Origin of the sequence: Shimia sediminis (assembly GCF_003990645.1) — a bacterium.
GTDB classification, from domain to species: domain Bacteria; phylum Pseudomonadota; class Alphaproteobacteria; order Rhodobacterales; family Rhodobacteraceae; genus Shimia; species Shimia sediminis.
The window spans coordinates 78209-98020 of sequence record NZ_RYZK01000009.1 but is presented as its reverse complement, the minus strand read 5'-3'; the positions used below and the strand labels follow the sequence as shown (position 1 = coordinate 98020).

Below are 19812 nucleotides of genomic sequence, written 5' to 3'. Positions count from 1 at the left end.
GCTAGAAGCTGGAGCGAAGCAGGAGTTTATTTGAATATGTCCCGTATTTCGCCACAACCCGGCATCATGGAGATCGAATTGTACGTCGGTGGCAAGTCCACCGTCGAAGGTGTCTCGGATGTTGTGAAGCTATCGTCGAACGAGAACCCCTATGGGTGTTCGGATGCGGCCAAGACTGCACACGGCAAATCGGGGCTGAACCTGCATCGGTATCCCAACACGGACCATGCGGACCTGAGGGCGCTGATCGGCGAGGTGCATGACCTCGATCCGGCGCAGATCATTTGTGGTGTGGGCTCGGACGAGATTCTGCAGTTCATTGCCCAGTGTTATGCCGGACCGGGCGATGAGGTGATCTATACCGAACATGGGTTCTCGATGTACCCGATCCTGGCCCACGCTGCAGGTGCAACCCCGGTCAAGGTGGCCGAGCGCGAGCGTGTGGTGGATGTGGATGCCATTCTGGCGGCTTGCACGGACAAGACCCGCATTGTTTTCATCGCCAACCCGGCCAACCCGACCGGCACCATGGTTGGCAGCAACGAGATGGCGCGACTGGCCGCAGGCCTGCCCGAAGGATGCGTGCTGGTGCAGGACGGGGCCTATGCCGAGTTTGTTGAGGGCTTTGATGGTGGCGCGGCTTTGGTCAATGCCCGCGACAATGTGATCATGACGCGCACGTTTTCCAAGATTTACGGCTTGGGCGGTTTGCGCATTGGCTGGGGCTATGCCCCGCAGGATATCATTGATGTGCTGAACCGGGTGCGCCAGCCGTTTAACCTGTCAGCGGTGCAGTTGACGGTGGCCGAGGCAGCGATCCGCGATCAGGCGTTTGTCCAGAAATGTCGCGAAGACAACGCCCGCTGGCGTGCCTGGTTGGCCGAAGCCTTGATGGAGCATGGCGTGCCGTCGGACACGTCCTGTGCCAACTTTATTCTGGCGCGATTTGCCGATCAGGAAGAAGCCGAGGCCTGTGACGACTACATGAAATCGCAAGGGGTGATCGTGCGTCGGGTGGCAGGCTATGGGCTGCCCAACTGTCTGCGCATCACAGTGGGCGACGAGGCCGGTTGTCGTCGGGTGGCCCATGCGGTCGGACAGTTCAAGGCAGGTGCCAAATGAGTCAGCCGATCTATGACCGCGTGGCCCTGATCGGGTTGGGGCTGATTGCCTCATCCATGTTCTGGGCGATGAAGCGCGGTGGATTGGCTGGAGAAGTGACAGGCTATGCCCGCTCGCAGGCGACACGGGACAAGGCCCGTGAAATCGGCCTGTGCGACCGGGTGTGCGACAGCGCATCCGAGGCGGCAGAGGGTGCGGATCTTGTGGTTCTTTGCGTACCGGTTGGGGCAATGGGCGGCGTTGCGAAAGAGATCGCACCGGTTCTGAAACCGGGCGCTACGATCAGCGATGTGGGCTCGGTCAAGCGGTCGGTGATCCGTGCGGTGGCACCGCATTTGCCGGATGATGTGCATTTTGTTCCGGCCCACCCGTTGGCAGGGACCGAACATTCCGGACCTGAATCGGGGTTTGCCGAACTGTATGACAATCGCTGGTGCATCATTGTGCCCGCAGATGAGACCACGGATCATGACGCGGTGCGCCGCTTGGAAACCCTGTGGCAGGGCATGGGCGCCAACACCGATGAGATGGATGCTGATCACCATGATCTGGTGCTTGCCGTCACCAGCCATGCGCCGCACTTGATTGCCTATACCATGGTTGGCGTCGCGGACGACCTGCGGCGGGTGACAGACAGCGAAGTCATCAAGTATTCCGCCGCCGGTTTCCGGGACTTTACACGGATTGCGGCCTCGGATCCGACCATGTGGCGCGACGTGTTTCTGAACAACAAGGACGCGACGCTGGAGATACTGGGGCGCTTCACCGAAGAGTTGTTCGCCCTGCAACGTGCCATTCGCACCGGGGATGGCGACCAGCTGTTTGACTATTTCACCCGCACGCGAGACATCCGGCGCGGGATCATCGAAGCCGGACAGGACACGGACGCGCCCGATTTTGGGCGTGGCGCGAAGAAGCCGTGATCCGGCGGGGTCTCATAGCCCTTTTGATACTGGCCGGGATGGCCCAGGCCAATGCCCCCGACCGGTCGCTGCGTCCGGTGGCACGCGAAGATGTTTTTCCACCCGCACTGCCCAGTTCAGCGCCTGAGCGGTCTCTCCGGCCCAAGGTGCGACCGGGTAACCTGGCGCGATCCTCCTCTTCTCGGGCCAACGCGGCCAGCGCCGTTGCAGCGGCCGAGGCGGCGGGCCAGCCAGTGGCTCGACCCGCGCCAGCGCCATCGGCAACCCCGGCGCGGGATACAGAGCCCGACGTCAAGCAAACCCGCCGCAAGGCCTCGGCCACACGGGTTGGCAAGGTGTGCAAGGATCGGAAGCTGCAAGGCACCGAAGTTGGCAACGTGCCCGGAAAACTGAACGGATGCGGGATTCGCAGGGGCGCGGTCAAGCTTTATTCAGTGTCGGGTGTAACTCTCAGCCAACCTGCGGTGATGGAGTGTGACACCGCGCGCGCGCTGAAGAAATGGGTCGAAGGTGGCATGGACAGCGCCGTCGGTCGCTATGGACGTGGGGTGGTCGAGCTGAAGGTGGCAGCGGGCTATTCCTGCCGCACTCGCAACAACCGGCCCGGCGCGAAGATTTCCGAACACGGCAAGGGGCGCGCGATCGACATCTCGGGGTTCGAGTTGAAGAACGGCGATACGATCAGCGTCCTGAACGACTGGGGTAAGGGTAAAAAGGGTCGCATTCTAAAAAAGATGCACAGCAAGGCCTGCGGGCCGTTCGGCACGGTGTTGGGGCCGAACAGCGACCGTTACCACAAGGACCATTTCCACTTTGACGTGGCCAAGCACCGTGGCGGGCCCTATTGCCGTTAACGCAATGTCAGCCGTGGTGCCGGGGCGATGGCGACGGGCCCAAGTCGTGTGGTGCCGTTCTTGAAGTTCAGCGGGATATCCAACGTTTTTGGATTGCCGGACAGGCCTGAAAGCAGTTCCAACCCCTGTTCGACAGCATCCAGCACGCCCTGGCCGATCTGATCGGACTGCCGCGCAATCTCGATGATGTCGCGCCAGTTGGTGGCGCGCAGGGTGATCTCGCCCGTGGGGTAGCCGGTATTGTCCACGGTGACCCTTCCGGAAGCCTGCAGCCTGAGGTCGCCCCAGGCGATCTCGGCCAGTTTAACCTCGACCCAGGTGGGTTGGGGACGGGCGTCTTCCAGCGATGCGCGGTCGAAGGGGCGGTCAAAGCCGGCGAAGATATCGGCCTCGACAGTTTGCAGAGTGCGGGGCATCGCTTGGCCCGAGGGCAGGCGATAAGACACGGGCGGCGCAAACCCCGTGGTGGTCAGGGCAAAGCGGTAGGTGTTTGGATCGTCTTGCCGGTGCAGGGCTAGTTGCAGGCTGTCTGCCGAGAGTTGCCAGTCGGCGGTGGAAGTTATGGTCAGGTCCTGGGTGGCAAAATTGCTGCGCTCAAGCGGCAGGCTGGTCGCCGCGCCCAACACCAGGGAAGCCTTGGTGTCGGTGCTGGAGATGGACAGTTTCTGATCCGGAAAGGCAAGCTGCTGGTTCTCGGGCCAGATGGCGATTACGTGGTTGGGGCGGTAGCTGAGCGCAAAGAGCTGAAAGAACGGGGCGGTCCAGGCCACGCCCGTGTCCGGATCGGCCAGCGCGATGTTGGTGAAGGTGGTATCAAAGCGGTTGGGATAGCCGCTGACAGAGACATCGCTGGCTTCGGCCTGCCAACCTTCGGTCTGACGCTGGTCGAACCAGGCGACAAACCCGGTTTTGACACCGGTTGCACCAATGAACCAATAGGCCGACCAGCCAAGTGCAGCTATCAGGACAACGATCACGAGGCGTTTCATCAAACAGGCCCTTTTCCACAGACAGTGATTGGTGTTTAAACGCGCAAAACCTGAAGGACCAGAGACATGACGATGTGGGTATTCGGTTACGGATCGCTTTTGTGGAATCCGGGCTTTCCCTACCGCGAAAAGGTGATTGCCACGTTGCCGGGCTGGCATCGCAGTTTCTGCATGCGCTCGATCCACCATCGCGGCACCGAAGAGAAACCGGGGCTGGTGCTGGCGCTGGATGCGGATAATGGCGCGCATTGTCAGGGATTGGCGCTGTTGGTTGAGGAAGGCCATGAAGCCAAGACGCTGGAAGAGTTGCGCGCGCGCGAGTTGATCTCTTCCGCATATCTGGAGCGCATGTTGCATGTCGATCTGCGCGATGGTCGGCAGGTGGAAGCCGTGACCTATGTGATCGATCCGCATCACGTGCAGTATTGCCACCTGGACCTGGAAGAACAGGCGCAGATCATTTCGACCGCGGTTGGCGGTAGAGGGCCGAACACGGATTATCTGCACAATACGGCCAGCCATCTTTTTGAGCTGGGCATCGAGGATTCTGATCTGGACTGGCTGTCGGTACGAGTGCGCGAACTGACGGCAAAATAGCGGCAACAGGTGCCGGAAAATCTTCTAGAAGATTTTCCGTTGTGCAGAAATTTCTAGAAATTTCTGTTGCGGTGTCCAGATCGGGGTTTGTGTCGGTTCTGGCCGAGAGTTCCTTGGGATAAGTTCTTGGCACGTGGCAGCGGAGCCATTAGGGTAACGCCAGATAAAAACAATGTGTCAGGAGCTGTCCCGATGGAGCAGCCGGACCGAGAAGTCGAGCCGCATTTCTCTCATCCCGTCCGCCAGATCATCTTGATGTTGATCGTTTTGGCGCTGACCGGTCTATTGGGCTACGTTGCCCTGCCGCGCGTCATGCCGGTTTTTGAGGCGAACCCCTATCTGAACGGCTTTATCGGCATGGTCTTTGTGATCGGTGTTCTGGCCTGTTTCGGGCAGGTGTTTTCGCTGATCAACTCGGTGCGCTGGATCGAGAACTTTGCAGCTGAGCGCGAAGGTGGCGAAACGGCCAATGCGCCGTCACTGTTGGCGCCTTTGGCAGCCTTGTTGCGCAAACGGGGTGCACGAACGCAGATCGGTACATCCTCAACCCAGTCCATTCTGGACTCGGTGGCGACCCGGATCGAGGAAACCCGGGAGATCACCCGATACCTCGTCAACATGTTGATTTTCCTGGGCCTTTTAGGAACATTCTACGGGCTGGCCACAACCGTGCCAGCGGTGGTCGACACCATCCGCAGCCTTGCCCCTCAAGAGGGCGAAGGTGGCGTAGAGGTGTTCTCGCGACTGATGAGCGGGTTGGAAAGCCAGCTGGGTGGCATGGGCGTTGCCTTTGCCTCGTCGTTGTTGGGGCTGGCCGGATCACTGATCGTTGGGCTGCTGGAGCTTTTTGCGGGCCACGGCCAGAACCGGTTTTACCGCGAGTTGGAAGAGTGGCTGAGCACCATCACACGCGTCAGCTTCTCGACTGGCGAAGGTGAGGGTGGCATCGAACATTCTGCGATTGCCAATGTGCTGGATCATATGACCCAGCAGATGGAAGGCCTGCAGTCGATGTTCACCCAAGGTGATGCGCGCAGCTCGGAGCTGGATACCAAACTGAGCCGACTGGCGGATGCGCTTGAGGCGATGACCGATCGCATGGAGGCACAGGCACCGGCGACGCAGGCTTTGTTGCGAGTTGCAGAAGGTCAGGAACGTTTGATCCACGCGCTGGAGTTGCGCGGTGAAGGTGAACACGGCATTGATGCCGAGAGCCGAATGCGGTTGCGGTCGATCGACGTGCAGATGCTACGCATTCTGGAAGAGATTTCCGCCGGACGTCAGGAGAGCATGGCCGAGATCCGTACCGACCTTTCGGCCTTGGCCCGGGCGCTGAAACAAGCAACCCGCAACCCGCGCAAAGCGGGCGGTAAAGCGCAGGACAGCGGAGGCGAGGGCTGATCCATGGCCCTTTCCCGGCGCACAGGACAACGGTTCCAAGCCTCGATCTGGCCCGGGTTTGTCGATGCGATGACCGGTCTGCTCCTGGTGCTGATGTTCGTGCTGACCATTTTCATGGTGGTACAGTTTGTCTTGCGCGAGACCATCACGGGACAGGAAACGGAACTGGACGCGCTGTCACTGGAAGTGGCGGCGCTGGCGCAGGCGCTGGGGCTGGAGCGGGACCGTACGACAAACCTTGAGACACAGGTGGGGGGCTTGCGCGCGACCCTGGCCGATGAACGCGCCGAGGCCGAGCGGCAATCACAGTTGATTGCGACGCTGACGGCGAACCTAACCACGCGCGAGAGCGAGTTGGCCGACGCGCAAACGCGGATCACCAGTTTCGAAGCGCAGGTGGCGGCCTTGCTGGCCGAGAAGGACACGGCACTGGGGACAATCGCCGATCTGGAGGGGCTGCGGGACCAGTTGCTAGGCGAGCAGGACGCCTTGAACCTGGCCTTGGCCACGGCACGATCTGAGATAGACGCAAAGACCGAGGCCGCGCGGTTGGCAGCGGCGCGGCGCGAGGCACTTGAAGCGATGATCGCCGACCTCAACCGTGAACAGGCCGAGCGCGCAGCCGCCAATAGCGCCTTGAGTACTCGTGTGGCCGATCTGGAGGCGAGCCTGAGTGAGGAAGAAAAAGCCCGGCTGGCTGAGGCGGCGGCGGCAGAAGCTCTGCGTGAACGGTTGCAGACTGCCGACGCCGAGTTGACTGCGATGTCGCTGGCGTTGGAAGAACAACGACGCAAGGCAGAGGAAACGTTGACCATGCTGGCCGCGGCCGACGCGGCGCGGAAGGACCTGACCGAGAAACTCGCCGCGGCCCTTTTGGCTGGCGAGGCGGCGCAAACGGATCTGGCGCAGACACTGCTGGCGCTCGAGGCGCAGCGGACGAAAAGCACGGCGCTGGCCCAGGATCAGGTGGCGACTCAAACCGCGCTGGCGGCGGCAGAGGCGGAACTTGAAGACGTTCGCGCGGCGCTCGCCACGACAGAAGGTGCGCTGCAGGACTCGCGCGCGGCAGAAGCGGCGGCAAGAGCGTCGTCAGAGGGTGCCACGACTGAGCTGGAAGATGCGCGCTTTGCGCTTTCGGTCACACAGAACGAACTGGATGCGGCGCAGGTTCGGTTGCAGGGGATCGAGGGCGATCTTGCGCTGAAAGAAGATGAGTTGAACCGCAAACGCGATGAACTGGCGCAAAAGCTGGCCGAGTTGCGGGCGTTGCAGATTGCCCTGGAGCGCGCGCAAGAGGACGCCGCCGATGCAGGTCAGCTGCAGGTCGATCTGAAAACAGCTGAACAGCAATTGGCGGCAGCCATTGCGGCCCGGATTGCGGCTGAGGCGCAGATTGGCAATGAGGACGATATTCAAAAGCGGCTGGCGGAAGCACTGGCGGCGAAACTGGCGGCGGAGCAGTCTGCAGCAGAGACTCTGACCGCTGCCGAAGAGCGCGAGGCGTTGCTCGCCGCTGCCAATCAGGCATTGGCCGCAGAAGAGACGCGCTCGGCCGAGAGCCAGCGTGAGATTGCGCTGCTCAATCAGCAAGTGGCCGCTTTGCGGTCGCAGTTGTCCGGGCTGCAGGCGCTGCTGGATGATGCCAAGCAGCGAGACGCGGCATCACAGGTTCAGTTGCAGTCGCTGGGGTCGGATCTGAACACGGCGCTGGCCCGTGCGGCGGCCGAAGAGCGTAAGCGGCGAGAGCTGGAAGAGGCAGAACGCAAACGGTTGGAGGCTGAGGCCAAGGACCTGCAGAAGTTCCGCTCAGAGTTCTTTGGCAGGTTGCGCGACGTGCTGGCTGGACAGGAAGGCGTGCGTGTCGTGGGCGACCGATTTGTGTTTTCATCCGAGGTGTTGTTTGACATCGGCAGCGCGGATTTGTCGGAAGAAGGCAAGGGCGAAATCGCCAAGGTGGCCGCAATCCTTTCACGCGTTTCCAGTGACATCCCGGATGGCATTGACTGGATCATCCGGGTTGACGGACACACGGACAACCAGCCATTTTTCAGCGCTGGAAAGTACGGTGATAACTGGGAGTTGAGCCAGGGCAGGGCGCTGTCTGTGGTGCGCTTTATGGCGGATGATCTGGGTATTCCGTCAAAGCGGCTATCGGCCAACGGATTTGGCGAGTTTCAACCGCTGGATCCCGCCGACACACCCGAAGCGCGGGCCAAGAATCGACGTATCGAGATCAAGCTGACAGAGCGTTAGGGTGCATCGGGCAGGAGCTTGCCCGGATTCATGATGCCCTTGGGGTCGAGTTGGCGCTTGAGCCCATGCATGACTTCGAGTGCGATCGGGTCTTTGCGGCGGGCCATGGTGCTGCGTTTCATCAGTCCGATGCCATGCTCGGCGCTGAAACTGCCTCCAAGGTCTGCCACCAGGTCCTCGATGGCTTCGACAAGCGCCTCGCGGTCCTTCGACATTTCTGGCGGGTTCCAGAGAGAGTAGTGCACGTTGCCGTCGCCAAGGTGTGCAACATAGATCGGTTCAACCTGGGGAGAGATGTGTCGGGTGTCGTGCTCGGCGCGCTGCAGAAACTCGGCAACTTTGTCGAGAGGCAGAGCAATGTCCGTGTCCAAGGTCGCACCGCGCAGGTCGGCGACCTCAAAGGTCGACTCGCGGCGTTGCCACATCTCGGCGCGTTGGGATTCATTCTGGGCGATCACTGCGTCGCTGACCTGTTCCTGTTCGATGGCCTGCGCCAGTTCCTCTTCGAGGAGTGACAGGAGGTCGTCATTTTCGCGGGTCATGGCCAGTTCGACCAGAATGGTGAACGCGGGCACCGGGGTAAAGACCGGTCGAAGCGCAGGCAGGGCGCGTGGCAGGAGGGCACAGTAATTCTGCGGCATCAGTTCAAAGGCTTCGACCGCGCCTCCGCTGGCACGGTTGAGGCGATTGAGAAGCGACAATGCGGCATCGATGTCATCCATCGCGATCATGGCCGTGGCAAAGTCTCGCGGTTTGGGCGCAAGGCGCAGGATGGCCTCAGTAATGACCCCAAGCGTCCCTTCTGAGCCGATGAACAGGTGTTTCAGGTCGTAGCCTGTGTTGTCCTTGCGCAATTCGCTGTTCAGATCCATGACGCGCCCATCGGCGAGAACCACGGTCAAACCAAGGCAAAGATCGCGCGCGTTGCCATATCGCAGGACGTTCGAGCCACCGGCATTGGTGGCGAGGTTGCCGCCGATGCGGCAGCTGCCACGGGCGCCAAAAACCAAAGGAAAGGTCAGGTTATGTTCGTCCGCAGCGGCGCGGACGGTGTCGAGGATGGCCCCGGCCTGAACCCGCATCACCTGGGCCTCGGGCTTGATTTCAAGGATCTTGTCCATGCGGTCCAGTGACAGGATCACCGCAGGGGTTTGCGGGTCTGGGAAAGTTGCCCCGGTCAGGCCGGTGTTGCCACCCATGGGGATGATCGGAACAGTGTGGTCATTGGCAAGCGCGAGGACGCCGGCGACCTCATCAGTGGAGCCGGGGCGGACGACCGCATGGGACCGCCCGTGGTACTGCGGCAACCAGCCGTGGTCGTAACTATCGCGCGGTGCGTCGCCGGACAGGATGTAACGTGGACCGACGACGGCGGTTAATGCGGTGATAAAGGCGTCCAACTGCGGCCTCCTGATTTGCGGTCAGTTGACCTTCTCCAAGCGCGCGTAAGGCGTCAAGCTATTCGCGGATCGTGAGGGTCAACTTGTCCCGGGCGTAGACCTGTCCATTGCGGGTCAGGGTCACGGTGCCCAGATAGTTGCCGGTTGGCCAGCCCGCGGCAGGGCGCTTCTTGCCCGCAGCCCGGAAGTAAAGCGCCTGAGGTTTCTTGAGCGTCACCTGATTGGTGAAGGAAAAGCCGTTGGGGCCGGTGATGGTGATCTCCAGTTGATCCCCTGTGCGGCTGCCGAACCCCAGCGAAAAGAGCACTATGGCGGGCGCGTCAGGGGGCAGGGTGTCCGTTCCGGCAACGCCTGATTTGATGTCAGCGTAGTCTGGCACCCCTATGTCATAGCCCAGGCGCACAATCCCGCCCGGCACGTAGCCGGGGTTTGTCGCCCATAGCGCATCTTCGCGCAGTGAGGCGCAAGTGGCGTCCGGGTCGCCGGGAGCAAAGGGATCGACCACCTTGCCCTTGTGGCGCAGTGACATGTGGAGGTGGGGAAACTCGGTCTTGCCGCTCAGGCCGACCTGGCCCAAGGGCGTGCCAGCATCAACGATTTCGCCTTTGACCACCGAAATACTGCCGCGCTTCATGTGGCAATACTGAGTGACCCACCCCGCGCCATGATCAATGGCGACGCCATTACCGCATTCCTTGCCCTTGACTGCGGCCAGCCGGTCCTTGGTAACAAGCGCATCCTGCATGCCATCACGTGTGCCCACGACACGGCCTGCTGCAGCGGCCAGTACATCGACGCCATCCTGCATGGCGGCTGTGGTGGGCAGGGCGAAATCAGTGCCCTTGTGCCCATCGTAGGACAGCCGCCCACAGGCAAAGTCGCTCCACCCCGATGAGGGGTCAGCATCAACATAGTTCTGGACGTAACAGGTTTCGCCCAGAACGCAGTCGATGGGCTGTTCCAAAACAGGTGCGCCCGCGACCGGAGAGGCCGCGAGCGCTAAAACTGTCAGAGCCGCGCGGGCCAGCATTACTCTGCGGTCAGTAGCGGTGGTTTATTGCCTTCAATCCGTGGTTTGTCAGGTCCACTGAGCTCCAGCTTTAGTTCGCCGTTCTTGACCGCGACCTTCACGACGCCACCTTTGGCAAGCGTACCGAACAACAGCTCTTCGGCGAGCGGCTTTTTGATATGCTCCTGAATCACGCGGGCCAGAGGGCGCGCGCCCATCTTGTCGTCGTAGCCTTTGTTACCAAGCCATTCCGCCGCTTTGGGCGTCAGTTCGATGGTTACGTTGCGGTCCATGAGCTGCGCTTCGAGTTGCAGAACGAATTTTTCCACCACGCGCATGATGACGTCTTTGGGCAGTGGTGCAAAAGAGATCACAGCATCCAGACGGTTGCGGAATTCCGGCGTAAAGGTGCGTTCGATGGCGGCGGTGTCTTCGCCCTCGCGCCGATCCCTCCCAAAGCCGATGGCGGCCTTGGCTTGTTCGGTCGCACCCGCGTTCGAGGTCATGATCAGGATCACGTTGCGGAAATCGACCGTGCGCCCGTTGTGATCGGTCAACGTGCCGTGGTCCATCACCTGTAGAAGGATGTTGTAGACATCCGGGTGCGCCTTTTCCATCTCATCGAGCAGAAGGACGCAGTGCGGGTGCTGGTCAACGCCGTCGGTCAGCTGGCCACCCTGATCAAATCCGACATAACCCGGAGGCGCGCCGATCAGACGCGAGACCGCGTGCTTCTCCATATACTCCGACATGTCAAAGCGCAGGAGTTCCACGCCCAGCGTATCCGCCAGTTGTTTGGCGACCTCGGTCTTACCCACACCGGTTGGACCGGCGAAGAGGTAGTTGCCGATGGGCTTTTCAGGTTCGCGCAGGCCCGCGCGGGCCAGTTTGATGGCCGACGAGAGCGCTTCGATGGCGTTGTCCTGTCCGAAGACCACGCGTTTCAGAGACCGTTCGAGGTCTTTCAGGACCTCGGCATCGTTTTTCGACACGTTCTTGGGCGGGATGCGGGCGATCTTGGCCACAACGGCCTCGATCTCTTTCACGCCGATGGTCTTGCGGCGCTTAGAGGCCGCCACGAGATGCTGCGCCGCACCTGCCTCGTCGATCACATCGATCGCCTTGTCGGGCAGTTTGCGGTCATTCATGTAGCGCGCGGAAAGTTCCACGGCGGTCTTGATCGCATCGGCGGTGAATTTCACGCTGTGATGCTCTTCAAAGTAAGGCTTGAGACCGCGCAGGATTTTGATGGTGTCTTCGACCGACGGTTCGTTGACGTCGATCTTTTGAAAGCGCCGCGAGAGCGCGCGATCTTTTTCAAAGTGCTGACGGAACTCTTTATAAGTGGTCGAGCCCATGGTGCGCAATTTGCCGCCCTGAAGCGCGGGCTTCAGAAGGTTGGAGGCATCCATGGCCCCACCCGAGGTGGCGCCGGCACCGATTACCGTGTGGATTTCGTCGATGAACAGCACCCCATCGGGGTGTTCTTCCAGCTCGGTTACGACGGCCTTCAGCCGTTCCTCAAAGTCGCCGCGATAGCGGGTGCCCGCAAGCAGTGCGCCCATGTCGAGCGAAAAGATCGTGGTGTTGGCCAAAACCTCGGGTGTTTGACCCTTGACGATCTGGTGCGCGAGCCCCTCGGCGATGGCGGTTTTGCCGACACCGGGATCACCCACTAGCAGGGGGTTGTTCTTGCGACGGCGGCACAGCACCTGAATGCAGCGTTCAACTTCGGAATCGCGGCCGATCAGCGGATCGATGTCGCCCTTGGCGGCCTTGGCGTTCAGATCAACGCAATACTTGGCAAGCGCGCTTTCCTTGTTCTCAGCCTCGGGCGAGTCGATGGTGTGATCTTCATCTCCCTCAGCACCCGAGACAGGGCGGCTTTCACCAAAGGCCGGGTCCTTGGCAACGCCATGGGCGATGAAGTTCACGGCGTCATAACGGGTCATGTCCTGTTCTTGCAGGAAATAGGCAGCGTTGGATTCGCGCTCGGCAAAGATGGCGACCAACACGTTTGCGCCAGTCACTTCGGTCCGTCCCGAGGACTGCACATGAATGGCTGCCCGCTGGATCACCCGTTGAAAGGCGGCCGTTGGCACGGCTTCTGAACCTTCGATATCCGTCACGAGGTTGGAAAGATCATCGTTGATGAATTCCAAGAGCGTGCTGCGCAATTCGTCGAGGTCGACGCTGCAGGCCTGCATGACGCGCACGGCGTCGGGTTCGTCCAAAAGGGCGAGAAGAAGATGTTCTAGGGTTGCAAACTCATGACGGCGTTCGTTGGCCTGCGCCAGCGCCGCGTGGATTGCCTGTTCAAGCGTCGTCGAGAATGAAGGCACTGCTCTGGTGCTCCTCTTGGTTCTGGGTTGCAGGGATGCGAGACCCCAAACAACCATGGCCTCATAGGTTTAAAGTTTGGTCTATCTGGCCCGGTCTTCAAGGACTTTCTGCATATTTCCCTTCACAAAAACAGGAATTGCCCGGATTTCACGCCCCAGAACTCGCTCAGAAATTGTCTTTGCGGTGGCGAATCTCTGCAAAAACGCGTGCCGGGTCGGCGCCCTCCATGCCCAGATGGCGCTGAACTTCGGGCGCGGTGGCGCGTAGGAATGGGTTGGTGGCCAATTCCTCTGCCAGGGTCGAGGGTACGGTGGGCTGGCCTTTGGCGCGGGCTTCTGTGATGGCCTCGATCCTGGCGGTCAGGGCTGGATTGGCAGGATCAACGGTTACGGCAAAGCGGGCGTTGGCGGCGGTATACTCATGGCCGGAGTAGACGATGGTATCGGGCGGCAAGGCTGCGAGCTTCGAGAGTGACACCCACATCATGTCCGGGTCGCCCTCGAACAGGCGGCCACACCCCATCGCCATCAGGCTGTCCGCGGTAAAGACGGCGCCAGTCTCGGGCAGGTAAAACGCGATGTGCCCCACTGTGTGGCCGGAAACGTCCAAGACCTGTACAGCCTCCCCCCCAAGTTGGAAGCTGTCACCCTCGGTCACAGCCAGATCGAGGGATGGCAGGCGATGGGCATCCGCTGCGGCGCCAATGACCTTGGCCGGGTGTGCTTGCAAAAGGGCGGCGAGCCCGTCCACGTGATCCCAATGGTGGTGTGTCAGGAACACGTGGCTGAGGGTCCAGCCGCGCGTGCGCAGCGCCTCGGAGATCACTCCGGACTCGGGCACATCGACAACTGCGGTCTCGCCGCTGGCAGTATCATGGATCAGGAAGGCGTAGTTATCGGACAGACAGGGCAGGGTGACGATGTCGAGGGGCATGGATTTTCGCTTTGTGATTGTTATGTTGGGTTCAGCTTTGCCGATCAGACGGGCGGTTGCAATGCATCTTGATGTGCAGGATCTGCGGAATTTCTACTATCGCAGCACGCTGGGGCGTGCGGCGCAAAAGGCCGTGCGCGAAGAAGTGCTGGAGCTGTGGCCCGAAGCCAAGGGGCTGACGGTGGCAGGCTTTGGCTTTGCCGTGCCGCTTTTGCGGCCCTATCTGGCAGATGCGCGCCGCGTTTTCGGGTTGATGCCAGCACCGCAGGGTGTGATGCCCTGGCCTGCTGGTATGGCAAATGTTTCGGTGCTGTGTGAAGAGACGCTCTGGCCGATCGAAACGGGCAGGCTGGACCGGCTGGTGATGATGCATGGGCTTGAAACCTGCGAGCGGCCGTCGGACCTGTTGAACGAGGCTTATCGCGCCCTCGGGCCCGGGGGGCGTGCGTTGTTCATCGTACCGCATCGAGCGGGTATGTGGACCCGCAGCGACAAGACACCGTTCGGCTATGGCCGCCCCTATACAACCGGACAGTTAGAGGCCCAGTTGCGCCAGCATGGTTTCATGCCGGAACGCCACCGTACGACACTCTATCAACCCCCCTCGCAGAAACGTTTCTGGCGCAAGACCGGCACCATGTGGGAAAGCCTGGGCAAAACGGTATCGCCAGTGTTGGCGGGCAGTGTGTTGATTGTTGAGGCCAGTAAACGCGTACACGCGCCGAGTGGGCCGGGGCTGCGGGAAGCGGTGAAAAAGCCGTTAGGGGTTTTGGCGCCGAAGCCTGACGCGGCGCCAGTCTAGATTTTCGTGAAATTGGTCATCGTGGTGCGGCGCGCGGCGATGTGAAAATCTACGTTTCCGCTAACGGAGTGACGTGGTTTTAGTCCGGGAATCGCGAAAAAGCGGGATTCTAGAGGCACTTTTTTCACGTCCTGTCGCAGGCAAACGGTCGCACCTGCGCCAAAGCATTAGAAATAAGGGGTTTTCGCCTCTCACAGAATATTTCAAACCATGTTGCTAGGTAGCCAAGCCTCTGCTACACCCGCGACGGATTTTACTGCCCCGAACCAACGGGGCGATGAAACGTCCCTGGGTATTGCATACAATTGTATGCTGTGACTGGGGCCAGAAAGCGGAAGGGTGGACGTGTCCGAACCAGCTTCGATCTCCTCTGGCATTGCGCAACGCTATGCCACTGCGGTCTTTCAGATCGCGAAAGAGTCCAAGACACTTGCCGATTTGGAAAGTGGTCTGGACGACCTCAGCACCGCTTTGGCTGAAAGCGCAGAACTGCGCGACCTGATTTCTTCGCCGGTGATCAGCCGGGAAGATCAGGGCAAGGCCATTGCGCAAATTGCAGACAAGATGGGTCTTCAGCAGATGCTGAAGAATGTTCTGGGCCTGATGGCCGAGAAACGTCGTCTGTTCGTGCTGCCGCAGCTGGTGGAACAGCTGCGTGCAATGCTTGCCGAAGAAAAGGGTGAGGTCACCGCCGAGGTGGTTTCCGCAAAAGCCCTGACCAAGACGCAAAGCGAAAAGCTCTCCAAGACTCTGGCCGCGCGTGTCGGTAAAGATGTCAAAATCAATGCGGCCGTCGATGAATCCCTCATTGGCGGTCTTGTCGTTAAAGTGGGCTCGAAGATGATCGACACCTCGATCGCTTCCAAGCTCTCTTCCCTCCAGAATGCAATGAAAGAGGTCGGATAATGGGTATCCAAGCAGCCGAAATCTCTGCGATCCTTAAGGACCAGATCAAAAACTTTGGCCAGGAGGCCGAGGTGGCCGAAGTCGGTCGTGTGCTTTCCGTCGGTGACGGCATTGCGCGTGTCTACGGCCTGGACAATGTTCAAGCCGGTGAGATGGTTGAATTCCCAGGTGGGATTCAGGGCATGGCGCTGAACCTTGAGAATGACAACGTTGGTGTTGTTATCTTCGGGTCGGACCGTGACATCAAAGAAGGCGATATCGTCAAGCGTACCAACTCGATCGTGGACGTTCCGGTCGGCAATGGCCTGTTGGGTCGCGTTGTCGACGGTCTGGGTAACCCGATCGACGGAAAAGGTCCGATCGACTCGACCGAGCGTGGCATTGCAGACGTGAAAGCGCCGGGCATTATCCCGCGTAAGTCGGTTCACGAGCCGATGGCAACCGGCCTGAAATCGGTTGACGCGATGATCCCGATTGGCCGTGGCCAGCGCGAGCTGATCATTGGTGACCGTCAGACCGGCAAGACCGCCGTTGCTCTGGACGCGATCCTGAACCAGAAATCCTATAACGAAGCCGCTGGCGACGACGAAAGCAAGAAACTGTACTGTGTGTACGTTGCGATCGGTCAAAAGCGTTCGACTGTTGCTCAGCTGGTTAAGAAACTGGAAGAGTCCGGCGCGATTGAATACTCGATCGTTGTTGCTGCAACCGCTTCGGACCCCGCGCCGATGCAGTTCCTGGCACCCTATGCCGCGACCGCGATGGCCGAGTTCTTCCGCGACAACGGCCGCCACGCTCTGATCATCTATGATGACCTTTCCAAGCAGGCTGTGTCCTATCGTCAGATGTCGCTGCTGCTGCGTCGTCCGCCCGGACGTGAAGCCTATCCTGGTGACGTTTTCTATCTTCACTCGCGCCTTCTGGAGCGTTCGGCCAAGCTGAACGAAGACTTTGGTGCAGGCTCGCTGACCGCGCTGCCCGTGATTGAAACCCAAGGTGGTGACGTTTCGGCGTTTATTCCGACCAACGTGATTTCGATCACCGACGGCCAGATCTTCCTGGAAACCGAACTGTTCTACCAAGGTATCCGCCCTGCTGTGAACACCGGTCTGTCGGTGTCGCGCGTTGGTTCGTCGGCGCAAACTTCGGCCATGTCGTCGGTTGCTGGTCCGGTGAAACTGTCGCTGGCTCAGTATCGTGAGATGGCCGCCTTCGCTCAGTTTGGCTCCGACCTCGACGCTGCAACCCAGCAGCTGCTGAACCGTGGTGCACGTCTAACCGAACTGATGAAGCAGGCGCAGTACTCGCCGCTGACCAACTCGGAAATCGTCTGCGTCATCTTCGCAGGTGTGAACGGCTACCTCGACAAGATCGAAGTATCTGATGTGGGTCGTTTCGAGCAAGGCCTGCTGCAGCACCTGCGCGGCAAGCATGCTGACCTTCTGCAGTGGATCACCGACGAAGATCCCAAGATCAAAGGCGACGCCGCAGATAAAGTGAAAGCAGCACTCGACGAATACGCCGCTGATTTCGCGTAAGGGGCCTGACAGATGCCAAATCTCAAGGACCTAAAAAACAGGATCGAGAGTGTGAAGAACACTCGGAAGATCACTAAAGCCATGCAAATGGTTGCCGCGGCGAAACTTCGCCGCGCGCAGGAAGCTGCAGAGCAGTCACGTCCCTACACTGAGCGGTTCAATGCCGTGATGGGTGGGCTGGCTGCTTCTGTTGGTGGGTCGGCCTCTGCGCCCAAGCTGCTGAGCGGCACGGGCAAGGATGACGTTCATCTGTTGGTCATCATGACGGCGGAACGCGGTCTGTGTGGCGGTTTCAACTCGAACATTGCCAAGCTTGGCCGTGCGCGGGCGCAGGAACTGATTGCAAAAGGCAAAACGGTGAAAATCATTACCGTTGGCAAAAAAGGCCGCGACAGCATCAAGCGTGAGCTTGGTGATCACTTCATTGGCCACGTGGACCTGACCGAAGTGAAACGGGTTGGTTACGAAAACGCGCAAGATATTGCGCGCGATCTGCTGGCGCGGTTCGACGGTGAAGAGTTCGACGTTTGCACGATCTTCTACTCGAAGTTCGTCAACGTCGTGACGCAGGTTCCCACAGCTCAGCAAATCATCCCGGCCTCGTTTGAAGAGACCGAAGGTGAAGGCGAAAGCACTCTGTATGACTACGAGCCCAGCGAAGAGGCCATCCTGGCTGACCTTCTGCCGCGCGGTGTGGCCACACAGATCTTTGCAGCGCTGCTGGAAAATGGCGCCTCGGAGCAGGGCTCGCGGATGTCCGCTATGGACAACGCAACCCGCAATGCTGGCGAAATGATCGACAAACTGACTATTCAGTTCAACCGCTCGCGTCAGGCTGTGATCACCAACGAGCTTATTGAAATTATCTCGGGCGCGGAAGCGCTCTAAGAACCGGAGACAAAACATGGCAAACGCAAAAGGCAAAGTGACCGCGGTCATTGGCGCCGTTGTGGACGTGCAGTTCGAGGACGCCCTTCCGGAAATCCTCAACGCGCTGACCACTGACAACAACGGCAAGAAACTGGTTCTGGAAGTTGCCCAGCACCTTGGCGAAAACACTGTTCGTACCATCGCGATGGACGCGACCGAAGGTCTGGTTCGTGGCCAGAGCGTCGAAGACACCGGCGAACCCATCGCGGTTCCCGTTGGCACAGGCACCCTGGGCCGCATCCTGAACGTCACCGGCGACCCGGTTGACGAAAAAGGCCCGGTTGATGCGACCGGCAGCCGCCCAATCCACGGCGATGCACCTGCTTTTGAAGAGCAGTCGACCGCAACGGAAATTCTGACCACCGGCATCAAGGTGATCGACCTTCTGGCCCCCTACACCAAGGGTGGTAAAATTGGTCTGTTCGGCGGTGCGGGCGTTGGCAAAACCGTTCTCATCATGGAACTCATCAACAACATCGCAAAAGTGCACTCGGGTGTGTCCGTGTTCGCGGGTGTAGGCGAACGGACCCGTGAAGGTAACGACCTTTACCACGAGATGATCGAATCCGGCGTTATCGTTCCTGAGAACCTGACCGAATCGAAAATTGCGCTGGTTTACGGCCAGATGAACGAGCCTCCCGGTGCCCGTATGCGGGTTGCTCTGTCGGGTCTGACCCTGGCGGAACAGTTCCGTGACGAAACCGGTGCTGACGTTCTGTTCTTTGTCGACAACATCTTCCGCTTTACCCAAGCGGGTTCGGAAGTTTCGGCGCTTCTGGGTCGTATTCCTTCGGCCGTGGGTTACCAGCCAACACTGGCAACCGACATGGGTGCAATGCAGGAACGTATTACATCGACCAAATCCGGTTCGATTACCTCGGTGCAAGCCGTTTACGTTCCCGCGGATGACCTTACCGACCCGGCACCTGCAACGTCGTTTGCTCACCTTGACGCAACCACCGTTCTGGACCGTGCGATCTCGGAAAAGGGTATCTACCCTGCTGTGGACCCGCTGGGCTCGACCTCGCGTCTGCTGGATCCGCTGATCATCGGCGAAGAGCACTACAAAGTGGCGTCTGACGTTCAGCAAATCCTGCAACGCTACAAGTCGCTGCAAGACATCATCGCCATTCTCGGCATGGACGAACTGTCGGAAGAAGACAAACTGGCCGTGGCCCGTGCGCGTAAGATCGAGCGTTTCCTGTCGCAGCCGTTCGACGTTGCGAAAGTGTTCACCGGCTCGGACGGTGTTCAGGTTCCGCTGGAAGATACCATCGCGTCGTTCAAAGCCGTTGTGGCTGGCGAATACGATCACCTGCCCGAGGCAGCCTTCTACATGGTTGGCGGCATCGACGAAGTGATCGCCAAAGCCGAAAAGATGGCCGCTGAAGCGGCCTAAGGAGGCCCGATATGGCAAACACGATGCAATTTGACCTTGTCAGCCCCGAACGAAGCCTGGCTTCGTTCGCGGCGACATCGGTGCAGATCCCAGGCGCCGATGGCGACATGACCGCAATGCCGGATCATGCTCCGACCATCACCACTCTGCGCCCCGGTGTCCTGACGGTTGATGGCCCTGACGGGTCGTCGCAATACGCCGTAACCGGTGGCTTCGCTGAGATTTCGGCTGAGGGCACTTCGGTTCTGGCGGAAAAGGCAATGCCTGTGGCTGAAGTCACAGCCGCCGACATGGATGCGCTGATTGCTCAGGCGTCGGATGCCGCGTCGAACGCGACACCGGAAGCCAAGGACGCCGCTGACAAGACACTGGCGGATTTGGAAGCTCTGCGCGCTGCGTTGAACGTCTAAGTC

Annotated in this window: 17 protein-coding genes; 12 read left to right on the top strand and 5 right to left on the bottom strand. The window is 59.9% G+C overall.

The features are described 5' to 3' along the window. The first annotated feature begins 36 nt into the window (after positions 1-36). The 3 genes from hisC to EK369_RS16885 are packed head-to-tail and all read left to right on the top strand — an operon-like array spanning position 37 to position 2899. Positions 37-1122 carry a histidinol-phosphate transaminase gene (hisC, locus tag EK369_RS16895; RefSeq protein ID WP_127115442.1) on the top strand — a complete coding sequence of 362 codons (1086 nt, stop codon included), beginning with the start codon at positions 37-39 and terminating at the stop codon, positions 1120-1122. Next, positions 1119-2045: a prephenate/arogenate dehydrogenase family protein gene (locus EK369_RS16890; RefSeq protein ID WP_127115441.1), complete on the top strand. Its 927-nt coding sequence runs from the start codon at positions 1119-1121 to the stop codon at positions 2043-2045. The genes hisC and EK369_RS16890 overlap by 4 nt, the downstream gene beginning before the upstream one ends. A gap of 38 nt (positions 2046-2083) precedes the next feature. Further along, on the top strand, positions 2084-2899 hold the full coding sequence (locus EK369_RS16885) for an extensin-like domain-containing protein (protein WP_127115440.1): 816 nt from the start codon (positions 2084-2086) through the stop codon (positions 2897-2899). Here the strand turns inward: EK369_RS16885 and EK369_RS16880 are convergent. Further along, positions 2896-3888, bottom strand: coding sequence for a DUF2125 domain-containing protein (locus EK369_RS16880; protein ID WP_164727028.1), 993 nt, complete (start codon positions 3886-3888; stop codon positions 2896-2898). The genes EK369_RS16885 and EK369_RS16880 overlap by 4 nt on opposite strands. Before the next feature lie 66 nt (positions 3889-3954). Between EK369_RS16880 and EK369_RS16875 the strand changes: the two genes are divergently transcribed. The 3 genes from EK369_RS16875 (at position 3955) to EK369_RS16865 (ending at position 8139) form a co-directional block, all read left to right on the top strand. Beyond that, positions 3955-4485 (top strand): gamma-glutamylcyclotransferase, encoded by a 531-nt coding sequence (locus tag EK369_RS16875; protein WP_127115438.1) that lies wholly within the window; start codon positions 3955-3957, stop codon positions 4483-4485. Between the two features lie 192 nt (positions 4486-4677). Beyond that, entirely contained in the window at positions 4678-5886 is a 1209-nt protein-coding gene (locus EK369_RS16870) for a biopolymer transporter ExbB (RefSeq protein WP_127115437.1), read from the top strand. A gap of 3 nt (positions 5887-5889) precedes the next feature. Beyond that, positions 5890-8139 carry a peptidoglycan -binding protein gene (locus EK369_RS16865; RefSeq protein WP_127115436.1) on the top strand — a complete coding sequence of 750 codons (2250 nt, stop codon included), beginning with the start codon at positions 5890-5892 and terminating at the stop codon, positions 8137-8139. On the opposite strand, the gene EK369_RS16860 is transcribed toward EK369_RS16865, so the two are convergent. The 4 genes from EK369_RS16860 to gloB form a co-directional block, all read right to left on the bottom strand. Beyond that, positions 8136-9539: an FAD-binding oxidoreductase gene (locus tag EK369_RS16860; protein ID WP_235871459.1), complete on the bottom strand. Its 1404-nt coding sequence runs from the start codon at positions 9537-9539 to the stop codon at positions 8136-8138. The two genes, EK369_RS16865 and EK369_RS16860, sit on opposite strands and share 4 nt — an antisense overlap. 58 nt (positions 9540-9597) lie before the next feature. Continuing rightward, on the bottom strand, positions 9598-10569 hold the full coding sequence (locus EK369_RS16855; RefSeq protein WP_127115435.1) for a M23 family metallopeptidase: 972 nt from the start codon (positions 10567-10569) through the stop codon (positions 9598-9600). Next, positions 10569-12890, bottom strand: coding sequence for an ATP-dependent Clp protease ATP-binding subunit ClpA (gene clpA, locus EK369_RS16850; RefSeq protein ID WP_127115434.1), 2322 nt, complete (start codon positions 12888-12890; stop codon positions 10569-10571). The genes EK369_RS16855 and clpA overlap by 1 nt, the downstream gene beginning before the upstream one ends. 166 nt (positions 12891-13056) lie before the next feature. Next, complete coding sequence (gene gloB / locus EK369_RS16845; protein ID WP_127115433.1) at positions 13057-13824, bottom strand: hydroxyacylglutathione hydrolase; 768 nt, start codon at positions 13822-13824, stop codon at positions 13057-13059. Between the two features lie 61 nt (positions 13825-13885). On the opposite strand from gloB, the gene EK369_RS16840 reads away from it, so the two are divergent. The 6 genes from EK369_RS16840 to EK369_RS16815 all read left to right on the top strand — a co-directional run bounded on the left by EK369_RS16840 (position 13886) and on the right by EK369_RS16815 (position 19809). Next, positions 13886-14626 carry a class I SAM-dependent methyltransferase gene (locus EK369_RS16840; protein ID WP_127115432.1) on the top strand — a complete coding sequence of 247 codons (741 nt, stop codon included), beginning with the start codon at positions 13886-13888 and terminating at the stop codon, positions 14624-14626. A gap of 345 nt (positions 14627-14971) precedes the next feature. Continuing rightward, positions 14972-15532: a F0F1 ATP synthase subunit delta gene (locus EK369_RS16835; RefSeq protein WP_127115431.1), complete on the top strand. Its 561-nt coding sequence runs from the start codon at positions 14972-14974 to the stop codon at positions 15530-15532. Then, the gene (atpA, locus tag EK369_RS16830; RefSeq protein ID WP_127115430.1) at positions 15532-17070 is read left to right on the top strand and encodes a F0F1 ATP synthase subunit alpha; all 1539 of its coding nucleotides are present in this window, start codon (positions 15532-15534) and stop codon (positions 17068-17070) included. Before EK369_RS16835 ends, atpA begins: the two co-directional genes overlap by 1 nt. 12 nt (positions 17071-17082) lie before the next feature. Then, on the top strand, positions 17083-17958 hold the full coding sequence (locus EK369_RS16825) for a F0F1 ATP synthase subunit gamma (protein WP_127115429.1): 876 nt from the start codon (positions 17083-17085) through the stop codon (positions 17956-17958). A gap of 16 nt (positions 17959-17974) precedes the next feature. Continuing rightward, the gene (atpD, locus tag EK369_RS16820) at positions 17975-19399 is read left to right on the top strand and encodes a F0F1 ATP synthase subunit beta (RefSeq protein ID WP_127115428.1); all 1425 of its coding nucleotides are present in this window, start codon (positions 17975-17977) and stop codon (positions 19397-19399) included. An 11-nt stretch (positions 19400-19410) separates the two neighbouring features. Beyond that, positions 19411-19809 carry a F0F1 ATP synthase subunit epsilon gene (locus tag EK369_RS16815; protein WP_127115427.1) on the top strand — a complete coding sequence of 133 codons (399 nt, stop codon included), beginning with the start codon at positions 19411-19413 and terminating at the stop codon, positions 19807-19809. The last annotated feature ends 3 nt before the right edge of the window (positions 19810-19812 follow it).

What these genes read in the sequence shown, in the direction of transcription:
- EK369_RS16815 (WP_127115427.1), top strand. Translation starts at nt 19,411, where the DNA reads ATGGCAAACACGATGCAATTTGACCTTGTCAGCCCCGAACGAAGCCTG.
- EK369_RS16855 (WP_127115435.1), bottom strand. Translation starts at nt 10,569, where the DNA reads ATGCTGGCCCGCGCGGCTCTGACAGTTTTAGCGCTCGCGGCCTCTCCG.
- EK369_RS16865 (WP_127115436.1), top strand. Translation starts at nt 5,890, where the DNA reads ATGGCCCTTTCCCGGCGCACAGGACAACGGTTCCAAGCCTCGATCTGG.
- gloB (WP_127115433.1), bottom strand. Translation starts at nt 13,824, where the DNA reads ATGCCCCTCGACATCGTCACCCTGCCCTGTCTGTCCGATAACTACGCC.
- atpD (WP_127115428.1), top strand. Translation starts at nt 17,975, where the DNA reads ATGGCAAACGCAAAAGGCAAAGTGACCGCGGTCATTGGCGCCGTTGTG.
- EK369_RS16825 (WP_127115429.1), top strand. Translation starts at nt 17,083, where the DNA reads ATGCCAAATCTCAAGGACCTAAAAAACAGGATCGAGAGTGTGAAGAAC.
- atpA (WP_127115430.1), top strand. Translation starts at nt 15,532, where the DNA reads ATGGGTATCCAAGCAGCCGAAATCTCTGCGATCCTTAAGGACCAGATC.
- EK369_RS16885 (WP_127115440.1), top strand. Translation starts at nt 2,084, where the DNA reads ATGGCCCAGGCCAATGCCCCCGACCGGTCGCTGCGTCCGGTGGCACGC.
- hisC (WP_127115442.1), top strand. Translation starts at nt 37, where the DNA reads ATGTCCCGTATTTCGCCACAACCCGGCATCATGGAGATCGAATTGTAC.
- EK369_RS16870 (WP_127115437.1), top strand. Translation starts at nt 4,678, where the DNA reads ATGGAGCAGCCGGACCGAGAAGTCGAGCCGCATTTCTCTCATCCCGTC.
- EK369_RS16840 (WP_127115432.1), top strand. Translation starts at nt 13,886, where the DNA reads ATGCATCTTGATGTGCAGGATCTGCGGAATTTCTACTATCGCAGCACG.
- EK369_RS16875 (WP_127115438.1), top strand. Translation starts at nt 3,955, where the DNA reads ATGACGATGTGGGTATTCGGTTACGGATCGCTTTTGTGGAATCCGGGC.
- EK369_RS16890 (WP_127115441.1), top strand. Translation starts at nt 1,119, where the DNA reads ATGAGTCAGCCGATCTATGACCGCGTGGCCCTGATCGGGTTGGGGCTG.
- EK369_RS16880 (WP_164727028.1), bottom strand. Translation starts at nt 3,888, where the DNA reads ATGAAACGCCTCGTGATCGTTGTCCTGATAGCTGCACTTGGCTGGTCG.